This is a genomic window from Thermus sp. NEB1569, from assembly GCF_022385295.1.
Classification (GTDB): domain Bacteria; phylum Deinococcota; class Deinococci; order Deinococcales; family Thermaceae; genus Thermus; species Thermus scotoductus.
In genome coordinates this window covers 1,215,637-1,228,230 of the sequence record NZ_CP092445.1, presented here as the reverse complement: position 1 = coordinate 1,228,230, position 12,594 = coordinate 1,215,637, and the positions used below count along the sequence as shown (strand labels likewise).

Below are 12,594 nucleotides of genomic sequence, written 5' to 3'. Positions count from 1 at the left end.
CTATTCCTAGCGGGCCACCGCTTCCCGTTCCTGGGCGTGGCCGATGGTCTGGTCGCTTTCCACGTCAAAGGCATGGAGGCGGGAGGTGTCGGCCAGAAGCTCCACCCTATCCCCGGGCTTCACCGGAGCGTGGCCGTCCACCTTGGCCACCAACACCGTGCCGTCTACGCTCACATGGATCTCGGTTTCTGCCCCCAAGGGCTCGGCTACTTCCACCTCGCCCCTTAGCACGTTTTCCTCCTCCGGGATCGCCGTGTACCCCTTAAGGCCCAGGTGCTCTGGGCGGATACCCATCCAGACCTCCTTACCCGCATAGGGACGCACCGCTTGGGCCAGGACCGGGTTGGTCCGCACCCGGAAGCCTGGGGCCACCAGGTAAACCTTCTCCCCCTGTACCTCCACCTGGGCGCGGATGAAGTTCATGGAGGGGCTACCGATGAAGCCCGCCACGAACCGGTTGGCGGGGAAGTCGTAGAGGTTTAGGGGAGTGTCCACCTGCTGGATCTCCCCATCCTTCATGACCACGATGCGGTGGCCCAGGGTCATGGCCTCCACCTGGTCGTGGGTCACGTAGATGGTGGTGACCCCAAGCCGCCTTTGCAGCTTGGCGATCTCTGCCCGCATCTCCACCCGGAGCTTGGCATCCAGGTTGGAAAGGGGCTCGTCCATGAGGAAGACCTTGGGTTCCCGCACGATGGCCCGGCCCATGGCCACCCGCTGGCGCTGGCCGCCAGAAAGCTCCCGGGGCTTGCGGTTTAGAAGGTGTTCAATCTTGAGGATGCGGGCGGCTTCCTTCACCCGGCGGTCAATCTCGTCCTTGGGGTAGCGCCTTAAGCGCAGGCCGAAGGCCATGTTCTCATAGACGTTCATGTGGGGGTAAAGGGCGTAGTTCTGGAAGACCATGGCGATATCCCGGTCCTTGGGAGGAACGTCGTTCACCAGGCGGTCACCGATGTAGATGCGGCCCTCGGAGATTTCCTCGAGGCCAGCGATCATGCGCAGGGTGGTGGTCTTGCCGCAGCCCGAAGGCCCCACGAAGACCACGAACTCCCCGTCCTCGGTTTCCAGGTTGAAGTCCTTGACCGCCACTACCTTGCCGAAGCGCTTCCAAACGTGCTCCAGCCTAACCTTGGCCATGCTTTACCTCCTAGGCCCCGCGCTTTGAGCCCGCAAGGCAGCCCTTCGGGCTGACCTTGGCCCATCGGGGGTTCGGGGGCATTATATACCGCCTGGGCTTCTCCCTTCGGTGAGGGTCTTTCCCAAAGCGGGCCAGGTCTGGAAGGCAGGAGAAGGGCGGGGTTGGCCTTTCAGGCGAGGGTTCTTTTCACAAGATTTTCAAAGGGAGCGGGTAGGGTGGCCGTCGGTCCAGGAACTCGGACCGGGTTTGGCGTTAGGGAGCGTGCAAGGAGGTACGTATGTTGAAGGGTTTTAGAGATTTCATCATGCGGGGCAACGTGGTGGACCTGGCGGTGGCCGTGGTCATCGGTGGGGCCTTCGGCCAGGTGGTGAACTCCTTGGTGGCGGATATCCTCACCCCCTTGATCGGGGCTTTGGGAGGGGCGCCGGATTTTTCCGCCATCAAGCTGGGGCCCATCGCCTTGGGGAAGTTTATCAACACCGTGGTGAACTTCCTGGTGGTGGGGGTGGCCATCTACTTCTTGATCGTGGTGCCCATGCAGGAGATTGAAAAGCGGCGCAAGAAGGCGGAGGAGACGGCCCCACCCCCTCCTCCCGAGCCATCAGAGGAGGTCAAGCTTCTTCGGGAGATTCTTTCGGAGTTGCGGCGGAAGGCCTAAGCCGGTTCCAGAGGAAGAGCGCCAGGTACCCCAGGCCGAGCTCCGGCCTGGGGTTTACCGTTACGGAAAGGGCGAAGGCGTGGAAGAACAGGCTTTCCAAAACGTGGCGCGGGGTGCGCAGGAAAAGCTTTTTGAGGGCAGGCCCCTGCTGCAGGATCAGCGCCCCCAGGTAGGGAAGGTAGAACCAAGGACCGGTGGCCAGGCCCAGGGCGGAAACCCCCAGGCTGGCGAAGGCCAGGCCCCGAAGGAAGGGCAGGGGTTGGAACCCCAGGGGGTGGAGCTCTTGCCACAGGGGTTCCTCCCCTCCTGGCCAGGGGGTTCTTAAAAGGAGAAGTCTTTTCCCCTCGTGCCCCCCCAGGTAGAGGTGGGGCTCGGGGGCTACCCCCAAGGGGAGGAGGTGGGTGGGGTTTTCCTGGAGGGTTTGGTAGAGAAGGGGATCCAGGGGAAGCCCGTCCACCAGGTACCAGGCGTGGGGTTGGCCGGAGAGGAGAAAGCCAAAGGCCCTTTCTACCTTGTGTCCCTTGTGGGCCAGGATGCCGGGCCAGGCCTCCGGGGGTTCAAAGAGGAGGGTTTTCCCCCAGGGGGGGAGGTGCTTCAGGGGTTCGGTCTTCAAGGGGAAGCGCACCTCGAGGATCTCCCCCTCGGAGAGGGAAAAGCGGGCCAGGAGGTTCCCCTGGGCCTCGTACACCTCCTCGGGCCGCCGGGAGAGGAAGAGGTCCCCCACTTTCTGCCCGGGAAGGCTTTGGGGCAGGGGAAGCAGGAGGGTTTCCTGCCCTGGGCTTCGGTAGCGGAGGCGAAACATGGGCTCTGGCATAAAGGGGCCGCCGGCGGGACATGATACCACGTGGGGATGTTGACAGGGGGGCGAAGAGGCCTAAGGTTGGAAGTATGTGGCTATATGCATATAGCCAAAGGAAGAAGTATGCCTAGCACCCTCCACCGCTACAAGGCGGAGTTCTTCAAGGCCCGGGCCCACCTCCTCCGCCTCTGCCCGAGCGGGGCCTTCCGGGAGGAGGGCGGGGTTTTCCAGCTGGACCTGGCCCGGTGCGTGGGATGTGGGCGGTGTGCCCTGGCATACCCGGAGGCCGTGGGGGAGATGAGGTCCCTGGAGGTGGCCGTGACCCGTAAGGAGGACCTGGTCCAGCGGGTGGACCTGGACAGGGGAGGGTTTCTGGACCCAGGCCCTCCCCCTTCCCCTCGGACAGAGCTTCGCCTACCCACCCTGGCCTTTCGCGAGGTGAGCGCCGGGGACACAGGCATTGCCGACTCGGAGATCGCCCTTCTTGGCAATCCTTTTAACGACATGGGCCGCTTTGGGTTCCAGGTGGTGGCTTCGCCCCGGCACGCGGACGCCCTTCTGGTCACCGGCCCCGTGACCCCCAACATGGCCGAGGCGCTAAGCCGCACCTACGAGGCCATGCCCGAGGCCAAGGGGGTGGTGGCTGTGGGGAACGAGGCCATTTCGGGTGGGGTGTTTGTGGGAAGTCCCCAGGTTCTGTCCGGCGTGGACCAAGTGGTACCTGTGGACGTGTACGTGCCTGGGGATCCGCCGAGGCCTCGAGCCATCCTCCACGGCTTGATGCTTTTGGTGGGCCGCATGACCCAGCGGCTGGTAGGGGGGGTTTTGCGCTAAGCTCTTGCCATGGACTGGCTCCTCACTCCGGGTCCTGTGCGGCTTCATCCCAAGGCGCTAGAGGCTCTTTCCCGCCCTCAACTTCACCACCGGACTGAGCCCGCCAGGGCGCTTTTCCTCAAGGCCCGAAGCCTTCTTCGGGAAGCCTTCCGCACCCAGGGCGAGGTGCTCATCCTCACGGGAAGCGGCACCCTGGCCATGGAGGCCCTGGTGTGGAATCTCTTCGTCCCAGGGGAAAGGGTTTTGGTACCGGTCTACGGCAAGTTCTCCGAGCGCTTCGCCGAGATTGCGGAAAGCGGGGGCCTCGAGGTGGACCGGCTGGAGCTCCCTTACGGGCAGGTACCGAGCCCGGACCAGGTGGCAAGGCCCGGTTACCAAGGGCTACTGCTGGTTCACTCGGAGACCTCCACCGGGGCCATGGTGGACCTGCCCGCCCTGGCAAGAGCCTTTAAGGAGGCCAACCCCGAGGGTCTGGTGGGGGCCGACATGGTGACCAGCTTGCTGGTACGGGAGGTGGCCCTCGAGGCCTGGGGAGTGGACGCCGCGGCCTCCGGTAGCCAGAAGGGCCTCATGTGCCCCCCAGGGCTGGGTTTTGTGGCCCTAAGCCCTTGGGCCTTGGAACGTTTGCGCCCCCGGGGCTACTACCTGAACCTCTCCCGGGAGCTCAAAGCCCAGAGGGAAGGGGAAAGCGCCTGGACCCCGGCCATCAACCTGGTGGGAGCGGTGGCGGCGGTGCTGGAGGAGGTGTTGCCCAAGCTTCCCGAACACCTGGCCTTAAAGGCCTGGCAGAACGACCTTCTGTACCGGGTTGGGGCGGAGCTGGGATTAAGCCCTGTGCCCGAGGTGCCAAGCCCGGCGGTGGCCGCCTTTTACCTGCCCGAAGGGGTTTCCTACCAGAAGGTGAAGGAGGCCTTTGCCCGAAGGCAGGCGGTGATCGCCGGGGGCCAGGGGCCCTTGAAGGGCAGGGTATTCCGCCTTTCCCTTATGGGTTATTACAACCGCTACGAGGCCCTCGGGGTGGCGGCCCTTTTCAGGGAAGCTTTTGCCGATATTCTTCCAGCTTCCTGAGCATCTCCTCCTGGGTGTAGACCGCCCTGGCCCCGCCCACCAACTTGGGACGGGTTTTGGCGGCGATGAGTACTGCCTCGCCAATCCTGCGCAGGGAAAGCCTAAGGGGTACGGCCACGGGCCGCAGGTGCATGCCGATGAGAACGCCCCCGATGTCCATTCCCCCGTGGGCTTGGGCCTTTAGGGATTCCACCATCACGGGGTCCTGGAAGCGGAGAAAGGCGGCCGTGGCCAGACTCCCTCCCGCCTTGGGATGAGGGAAGACGGTGACCTCCTCCAGGCTGTAGGTCCGGGCTGCCTCCCTTTCCACCACCAGGGCCCGGTTCAGGTGCTCGCATCCCTGGACGGCTATCCATATCCCCCGTTCGAGGAGAGGGGGAAGGAGCCCCTCGAGGATGGCTTCGGCCACCTCGAGACTGGGCTTCGTTCCCACCTTTTCCCCCAAGACCTCGCTGGTGGACCCCCCCAGGACGAAGAGGCTTCCCCTGGGCATGGGGAAGAGGTCCAGAAACTCCAAAATCGCTTTTTCCGCCGCCTTGCGGATGCCCTCCATGACCTGGCCTCCACTGCGATTTTAGAGAAAAGTGGGGGTGTGGGGGAGCTATAATCCCCCGGTTTTCAAACCGGGGATACATGGGTCAGCGGTCACGCGGTCACGCGCAGCGTACCTTGCAGCGTACCTTGCAGCTACATGCGACCGAAGGGAGCTTAGCTCCCCCACGTCCACCACAGGTGGACACGGATTTGGTACAATGTTCTTGGGGACAAAGTTCCCCGTGGACCTTGAAACTTGGAGTAGGGGGTTCCATCGGGTAGTCCGATGGGTAAAACTCCAAACGAACACCCGTGGCAGAGCCAGAAGCATTGCGCTCGCCTGCCGATACGGAGTCAAGGTTTTTCTGGGCCTGGACGGGGCCTTCGGGAGCAATCCCGAGAAGCCCCGGACTTTAGTCCGGGGAGTCGTCACATCCAGAGATCCAGCACGATAAAGAGGAACATCCCCAGGCTCACCCCCACGTTGGCCTGGAAAAAGGCCAGGTCCACCCGGCTTAGGTCCTGGGGGCTCACCAGGCGGTGCTCGTAGAAGAGGAGCCCTCCCACCAAGAGGAGACCCAAAAAGTAGAGGCTTCCCGCCCCGTAGCTAAGGCCAGCCAGGAGGAAGGCCAGCCAGGCGGTAAGGTGGGTGGCCCGGGCAATCCAGAGGGCCAAGGGGATGCCGAAGCGGGCCGGGATGCTCTTTACCCCGTAAGCGCGGTCGAAGGTGTAGTCCTGCGTGGCGTAGAGGATGTCGAACCCGGCGATCCAAAGCCCCACCCCTGCCCAGAGCCAGTAGGCAGTGGGGTGGAAGCTTCCCGTGACGGCGATCCAGCCACCTGCGGCGGCAGCCCCGATGGTGAGGCCCAGCACGTAGTGGCAAAGCCAGGTGAAGCGCTTGGTGTAGCTGTAGATGGTGAGGAAGAAGACCGCCACCGGAAGGAGACGGGCGGTGAGGGGATTAAGGGATAGCCCGGCGAGGGTCAACAGGAGGAGGCCCACCAGGGCCAAAAAAAGGGTTTCCCAGGGTTTGACCAGTCCTTTGGGCAGATGCCGGTTCTGGGTCCTGGGGTTTAAGGCGTCGATCTTCCAGTCTATAAGGCGGTTTAAGGCCATGGCCATGGTCCGGGCCCCCACCATGGCCAGGGTGACCAGGAGGAAGGTGCGAAGGCCCGGCCAGCCCCCCGCCGCAAGAAGCATCCCCCCGTAGGCAAAGGGAAGGGCGAAGAGGGTGTGCTCGAAGCGGATTAGGTCTAGATAAAGCCGAAGCCGCCTCATCCCCGTCGCACCTCAACGATCCGGTTTGTCTCGTCCACCAGGACCACGGTGGGTTTGAGGTTCCTTGCCTCCTCCTCCTCAAAGATGCCGTAGGCCACCAGGATCACCAGGTCCCCTGGGCGCACCAAATGGGCGGCGGCCCCGTTGATCTGCACCACCCCTGATCCTCTCGCCCCGGGTAGGGCGTAGGTGGTGAGCCGGGCCCCGTTGGTGATGTCGTAGATGTCCACCTGTTCGTAGGGCAGGATGCCGGCGGCATCCAAAAGATCCTGGTCCACGGTGACCGAGCCCACGTAGTGGAGGTCCGCATGGGTAACCGTAGCCCGGTGGATCTTGGCGTGGAACATCACCCTTTTCACAAAGGCCAAGTCTACCCTTCCGATGCCTCTTTGGGAAGCGTCCCCTCCACGAAGAGGGTCTTGGCATGGGTGTAGAGCACCTGGCCGGGTGCCGCCTTCCTGGGGCGCCACACGTGCTTTTTGCGGGTGTAGTCCACGGGGACCTGGTTTTCCCCCCTGGCCTTGGAGTAGTAGGCGGCGAGCCTGGCGGCAAAGAGAAGGTCGTCCAGGGGGGGATTCTTTCCCTCCGCCTTAAGGATCACGTGGCTTCCCGGCACCCCTTGGGCGTGGAACCACAGGTCCTCGGAGTGGGCCATACGGGTGAGGAGGTCGTTTTCCTTGGCGTTTCTGCCCACCAGGACGGGATAGCCCGAGGGGGAGGTGTACCTCAGGCCAAGCCTGGGTCCTTTCCCCTCCTTGGGTTTTCGGGAAAGGTCCAAAAGCTCCTGGAGGTCCGCCTGCCTGACCCGCTCCATCTCCCTCTCCAGAGCCTTTAGCTTCTCCTCCGTTTGCGGGATGAGCTCTAGGGCCCTTTCCGCCAGCTCCTCCAGGCGGCGGGCCCGGTCGTAGAGCTTCCTGGCGTTTTCCTGGGGGGATAGGGTGGGGTCCAAGGGGATCTCCACCGGCTTGCCGTCAAACCCTTCCAGAACCGCCTTTTCCGCACCCCGGGGTACCTCCTTAAGCCGGGCCAGGAGGAGATCGGCTTTCTGCCGCAGGCTTTCCGCTTCCTCCAGGCGCTCGAGGGCCCGGTGGTAGTCGGCAAGCCTTGCCGAAAGGGTCTTCTGCTCCTGCTTTAGAGCCTCGAGGAGGGGCTTCCTCAAGGCTTCTTTCTCCTCCTCGGCCCACTTTTCCCGGAGCTCCTGGGAAAGAGCGGTGCCCAGGGCGGGATTCTCCACAAGATCCTTTAGCGCCTGGAAAACCCTGGCCAGGCCAGCCTCGTCCAAGGGGGTTTCCGGGGTGAGGGCCGCCCTTTTGGCCAGCTCCCGCATGAGCTCCAGCCCTATCCCATCCACATGGCGCACCACTTCCTTAAGGGGTTTTCCCAGAAGGACCCGGAGTTCCTCCAGGGTCAGGGTCCTGGGATCCAGCTTCTCGTAAGGGGGTGGGGGCACGTAAAGCAGGCCGGGCTTTACCTGGCGGTAGCGGTTCACCTCGCGGGTGATGGGGCGGTCTACCCCCAGGATCATCCCTTCTTCATCCAAAAGGATAAGGTTGGCGTTCCGCCCCGTGGCCTCGAGGACCAAGGTGGCGGGTGGGGTATCCACGAACCCCTTTTCCCCGGCAAAGCGGAAGAGGACCACCCGGTCCAGCTTGATCTGCTCCGCTTCCCGCAGGGGGCCCTTCACCCGGGCCTGGACCTGCCGCTGGAAAGGGGTCTTGGGCTCTCCCAAGAGGCTTCCCTCCTCCAGGGTCAGGCTGGGGGCCGGGGGGCGGTAGCGGGCCACCAGGTTGAAGATGCGGCCCGATTGACCCTTGAGGAGAATGGCCAGACTGCCTTCCTCGGGAAAGGCCAGGCCCAGGTTTAAAGCGGGAAGCTCCTTTCGTAGCTCCCGCAGGAAGGCGTGGATCAGCAATCCTTCCATTTTCTAAAGACCACCAAAAAGGCGGTATGCCCCACCTGCTGGAACCGGGGATGAGCCACGGGAAGCCGGATCTCCCACTCCCGCCAGGCTACTTCCAGGACCCGCTCCAGCTTGAGGGGCAGGCCCTCTACCCTCTGTACCAGCTCCAGCACCTGGGTGATGTTGGGGAGGTAGGCCACCAGGAAACGATCGGGCTTAAGAGCCTCCGTGGCTTTGGCCAGGACCTTCCAGGGTTCCATGAGGTCCAGGGCCACCCCGTGGAAGCTTTCCCTTTCCAACTGGGCCTCCTCCAGGCTTTGCAGGTGAAAGCGCACGTTTTCCACCTGCCAGAAGGCCTTCACATTGGCCTCCGCCTGGGCCAGGTGCTGGGGCCGTTTCTCGTAGCTTTCCACGAGTCCCGTGGGCCCCACCGCCCGGGCCAGGAAGAGGGTGAGTCCCCCGGAGCCCGTGCCCGCCTCGAGGACCCGCATCCCCGGGGCCAGATCCAAAAGGGTCACCATGGCGCTGGCGTCCTTGGGGTACGTGGGGGTGGCGCTACGCCGCATGTGGAGGAGGTACTCCTCCAGGGTGGGGTGGTGGACGGAAAGCTCCTCCCCCAGGTGGGTCCACACCCTTCCCCCCGGGCCGGCCTTGCGGATTTCCTCGTGAGGCACGGTGCCCCGGTGGTGGTGGAAGACTCCACCCTCCTTAAGGTGAATCAGGAAGGCTCGGCCTTTGGCGTCCTTAAGAAGAAAGAGCTCACCTTCCATCCCAAACACTTTAGCGGGTCAGGGCCCTGGAGTCCAGGACCCTCTCCAGCTCACAGGGATTGGAAGCCCCGTGGGATCCCGCAAGGGTACGAAGGATACCCACAGGCCAAGGCACAGGGCCTAGCCCCTCACACCTTGAAAAACCCTTCCACCGGCAGGACGAAGACCACGGCCCCGCCCACCTGCACCTCCACCGGCTGGGCCAGGAACGGGTCGGGGGCCTCGGAAAGGGGAAAACCCCGGGTGACCAGGCGGGTGCGGGTGCGGCATTTTTCCCGGATCAGCTCCAGCACTTCTTGGACCCTTTCGTCCTCCACCCCGATCAGCAAGGTGGTGTTCCCCTCCCGCAGAAAGCCGCCAGTGGAGGCCAGCTTGGTGGACTGCAAGCCCCGCTCCAAGAGGGCTTTGGTGAGCCCGGGGGCGTCGGTATCCTGCACGATGGCCACGATGAGCTTCATTGGCCTTCATTGTACACTGCTGGGCCTCCTTGCCCTCAGGCTTTCTGCAAGATGCCGTGCCATTCCTGTAGGCTTCTGGCCTCGGGGCCTTTTTCCCTGGCCTTCAGAATGGCCCTTAAGCTCCACCAAGCACCCTCTAAGGTGGTGATGAAGGGAAGGCCCTTTTCCACCGCCCGCCTCAACTCGGGGTGGGGGACAGGGCTGATGAGGAGGTCATATTCCCCTTCGGAGAGGGTAAAGCCCGCCTCGAGGTAGACTTGCCGGAGTTCTTCCAGCCGACGGGCTTCCTTGGGGGGAAGCCCTTCTTGGATGAAGCGCACCCGCCCCTCTAGGGGAAGCCTCTGGCCTGCGCCCAGCTCTGCCTTGTAGTAGGCCAGGTAAGGGTCCTCGTCCAGGCCCATGCTTTCCCCGGTGGAGCGCATCTCGGGACCCAAAACCGGGATGACCCCGGGGAACTTGAGCCAGGGGATGACCACCTCTTTCACCGCGTAGTAGGGGGGTATGGGGTCCAGGTCCCGGATCCCCAGGTCCCTCAGGGTTTTCCCCACGGCGATGAGGGCGGCCAGCTTGGCCAGGGGTATCCCGATGGCTTTGGAAACGAAGGGGACGGTGCGGCTTGCCCGGGGGTTGGCCTCGAGGATGTACACCTCCTCCCCCAAAACGGCATACTGCACGTTCAAAAGGCCCTTCACCCCCAGGGCCAAGGCCAGCTTCCGGGTGTAGGCCCTGACCTTGTCCAGAGCACCCGGGGAAAGGTGCACCGGGGGGAGCACCGTGGCGGAGTCTCCCGAGTGCACTCCAGCCCGCTCCACATGCTCCATCACCCCGGCGATCATCACCTCTTCCCCGTCGGAAAGGGCGTCCACATCCAGCTCCAAGGCCCCTTCCAGGTACCGGTCCAGGAGGATGGAGGGCTTGTCCTGAAGGGGCTCGTAGACCTCCTCCAGGTAGCGCTCTAGCTCCTCACGGCTCTGGAGGACCCGCATGGCCCGCCCCCCCAGGACGTAGCTGGGCCGGGCCAGGAGGGGGTAGCCCACTTCCTCGGCAAGCTCCAGGGCTTCCCCGGGGGTGGCTGCCACCCGGCCCTCAGGCTGAGGGATACCCAGCTCCCGGCAGAGCCGGTTGAACTCGTGGCGGTCCTCCGCCTTGTGGATGGCGGCGAAGGGAGTGCCGAGGAGCTTTACCCCGGCTTCCTCGAGGCCCTTGGCCAGCTTCAAGGGGGTTTGGCCGCCCAGGGTGGCGATGACCCCGATGGGCTTCTCATGCTCCACCAGGTTCAGGACATCCTCGAGGGTCAGGGGTTCAAAGTAAAGGCGGTCGGCGGTGTCGTAATCGGTGGACACCGTTTCGGGGTTGGAGTTCACCATGATGGTCTCGTACCCCGCCTCCTTCAGGGCCCAGACCGCATGCACCGTGGCGTAGTCGAACTCCACCCCCTGGCCGATCCTTATGGGCCCTGAGCCCAGGATCACCACCTTGGGTTTGCTGGAGGGCCAGACCTCGTCCTCCAGCTCGTAGGTGGAGTAGTGGTAGGGGGTGTAGGCCTCGAACTCCGCGGCGCAGGTGTCCACGGTCTTGTACACGGGCACCACCCCCAGGGCCTTCCGCTCCTGGCGGACCTCCTTTTCCCCCTTGCCCAGGAGCTCGCCCATGCGGGCATCGGTGAGCCCCAGGCCCTTATAGAAGCGCCAGTCCTCCCGGTCCTTGGGGGGATGAAGCTGGAGCCACCCCTCGGCCTGGACGATTTCCTGTATCTGGTACAGGAACCACGGGTCGATGCGGGTGGCCTGGTACAGGTCCTCTATGGGCATCCCCCGCCGCAGGAGCTCCATGACCGCATAGATGCGGTCGGGGTTGGGGTAGAGCTTCTTCTCCAGGTCCTCCGTGCGCACCTGGGCCAGGGCCCTGACGTCCCGTTCTAGACCCCTCAGGGCCTTCATGAGGGCTTCCTTGAAGGTGCGGCCGATGGCCATCACCTCCCCCACGGACTTCATCTGGGTGCCGAGCTCGTCCTTAAGCTCCCCCAGGGTGTTGGGGAGGTCCTTGAACTTCTCAAAGGCGAAGCGGGGGATCTTCACCACCACGTAGTCGATGGTGGGCTCAAAGGAGGCCGGGGTCTTGCGGGTGATGTCGTTGGGAAGCTCGTCCAGGCGGTAGCCCACCGCCAGAAGGGCCGCGATCTTGGCGATGGGGAAGCCCGTGGCCTTGGAGGCGAGGGCGCTGGAACGGGAGACCCGGGGGTTCATCTCGATGACCACCTGGCGGCCCGTCTTGGGGTCCACGGCGAACTGGATGTTGGAACCTCCGGTGTCTACCCCGATCTCCCGGATCACCGCCTTGGCGGCGTCCCGCATCCGTTGGTACTCCGCGTCGGAGAGGGTTTGAGCAGGGGCCACGGTGATGGAGTCCCCGGTGTGGACCCCCATGGGGTCCACGTTTTCGATGCTGGTGATGATGACCACGGTGTCCGCATGGTCCCGCATCACCTCCAGCTCAAACTCCTTCCAGCCCAAAACCGATTCCTCCACCAAGGCGGTGTGCACCGGGGAGAGGAGAAGGCCCCGGCCGAGGACCTCCCTTAGCTCGGCCTCGTTCCGGGCGATACCGCCCCCGGTGCCCCCCAGGGTAAAGGAGGGGCGGACCACCACCGGGTAGCCCACCTCGCGGGCGAAGTGGAGGCCCTCCTCCACGCTCCCCACCATCTGGCCTCGAGGCACCTCGAGGCCAATCTTGCGCATGGCCTTTTGGAACTCCTCCCGGTCCTCTCCCTTTTTGATGGCCTCGGCCTTGGCCCCGATGAGCTCCACCCCGTAGCGGGCAAGTACCCCTTCCTCGTGAAGGGCCATGGAGAGGTTCAAGGCGGTCTGCCCCCCCAAGGTGGGGAGAAGGGCATCCGGGCGCTCCTCGGCGATCACCCTTTCCAGGTATTCCAGGGTGAGGGGCTCCAGGTAGGTGCGCTCGGCCAGCTCGGGATCGGTCATGATGGTGGCGGGGTTGGAGTTCACCAGGATGGCCTCGTACCCTGCCCCCCTGAGGGCCTTCACCGCCTGGGTGCCCGAGTAATCAAACTCCGCAGCCTGGCCGATGGTGATGGGGCCGGAACCGATGATGAGGATTTTCTTGAGGTCTCTTCTCGGCGGCATCGCGTACCCAATGG

12 protein-coding genes are annotated in these 12,594 nt (G+C 64.1%); 3 read left to right on the top strand and 9 right to left on the bottom strand.

The annotated features are described in order from the left end of the window. Positions 1–6: 6 nt before the first annotated feature. Positions 7–1,137: an ABC transporter ATP-binding protein gene (locus tag MI302_RS07070; protein WP_126177485.1), complete on the bottom strand. Its 1,131-nt coding sequence runs from the start codon at positions 1,135–1,137 to the stop codon at positions 7–9. Between the two features lie 278 nt (positions 1,138–1,415). Between MI302_RS07070 and mscL the strand changes: the two genes are divergently transcribed. After that, on the top strand, positions 1,416–1,796 hold the full coding sequence (gene mscL, locus MI302_RS07065; RefSeq protein WP_239725302.1) for a large conductance mechanosensitive channel protein MscL: 381 nt from the start codon (positions 1,416–1,418) through the stop codon (positions 1,794–1,796). Here the strand turns inward: mscL and MI302_RS07060 are convergent. Next, on the bottom strand, positions 1,750–2,598 hold the full coding sequence (locus MI302_RS07060; RefSeq protein ID WP_019551106.1) for a hypothetical protein: 849 nt from the start codon (positions 2,596–2,598) through the stop codon (positions 1,750–1,752). The genes mscL and MI302_RS07060 overlap by 47 nt on opposite strands. A gap of 120 nt (positions 2,599–2,718) precedes the next feature. Here MI302_RS07060 and MI302_RS07055 point away from each other — a divergent pair, with 120 nt between their 5' ends. Together MI302_RS07055 and MI302_RS07050 are read left to right on the top strand one after the other, a co-directional pair. Beyond that, positions 2,719–3,429, top strand: a complete 711-nt coding sequence (locus MI302_RS07055) for an NADH-quinone oxidoreductase subunit B (RefSeq protein ID WP_239725301.1) — start codon at positions 2,719–2,721, stop codon at positions 3,427–3,429. A 9-nt stretch (positions 3,430–3,438) separates the two neighbouring features. Further along, positions 3,439–4,497, top strand: coding sequence for an alanine--glyoxylate aminotransferase family protein (locus tag MI302_RS07050; protein ID WP_126170638.1), 1,059 nt, complete (start codon positions 3,439–3,441; stop codon positions 4,495–4,497). Here the strand turns inward: MI302_RS07050 and MI302_RS07045 are convergent. The 7 genes from MI302_RS07045 to carB form a co-directional block, all read right to left on the bottom strand. Next, on the bottom strand, positions 4,460–5,050 hold the full coding sequence (locus MI302_RS07045) for a TIGR01440 family protein (protein ID WP_015717304.1): 591 nt from the start codon (positions 5,048–5,050) through the stop codon (positions 4,460–4,462). The genes MI302_RS07050 and MI302_RS07045 overlap by 38 nt on opposite strands. 410 nt (positions 5,051–5,460) lie before the next feature. Further along, complete coding sequence (gene mqnP / locus MI302_RS07040) at positions 5,461–6,309, bottom strand: menaquinone biosynthesis prenyltransferase MqnP (protein ID WP_015717303.1); 849 nt, start codon at positions 6,307–6,309, stop codon at positions 5,461–5,463. Further along, positions 6,306–6,656 (bottom strand): aspartate 1-decarboxylase, encoded by a 351-nt coding sequence (gene panD, locus MI302_RS07035; RefSeq protein ID WP_026328906.1) that lies wholly within the window; start codon positions 6,654–6,656, stop codon positions 6,306–6,308. The genes mqnP and panD overlap by 4 nt, the downstream gene beginning before the upstream one ends. A 23-nt stretch (positions 6,657–6,679) precedes the next feature. Next, the gene (locus MI302_RS07030; protein WP_239725300.1) at positions 6,680–8,230 is read right to left on the bottom strand and encodes an NFACT family protein; all 1,551 of its coding nucleotides are present in this window, start codon (positions 8,228–8,230) and stop codon (positions 6,680–6,682) included. Beyond that, positions 8,215–8,979, bottom strand: a complete 765-nt coding sequence (locus tag MI302_RS07025; RefSeq protein ID WP_038044467.1) for a tRNA (adenine-N1)-methyltransferase — start codon at positions 8,977–8,979, stop codon at positions 8,215–8,217. Before MI302_RS07025 ends, MI302_RS07030 begins: the two co-directional genes overlap by 16 nt. Positions 8,980–9,107: 128 nt before the next feature. After that, positions 9,108–9,437, bottom strand: coding sequence for a cyclic-di-AMP receptor (locus MI302_RS07020; protein ID WP_015717299.1), 330 nt, complete (start codon positions 9,435–9,437; stop codon positions 9,108–9,110). A gap of 35 nt (positions 9,438–9,472) precedes the next feature. Further along, positions 9,473–12,580 carry a carbamoyl-phosphate synthase large subunit gene (carB, locus tag MI302_RS07015; RefSeq protein ID WP_239725299.1) on the bottom strand — a complete coding sequence of 1,036 codons (3,108 nt, stop codon included), beginning with the start codon at positions 12,578–12,580 and terminating at the stop codon, positions 9,473–9,475. Positions 12,581–12,594: the final 14 nt, after the last annotated feature.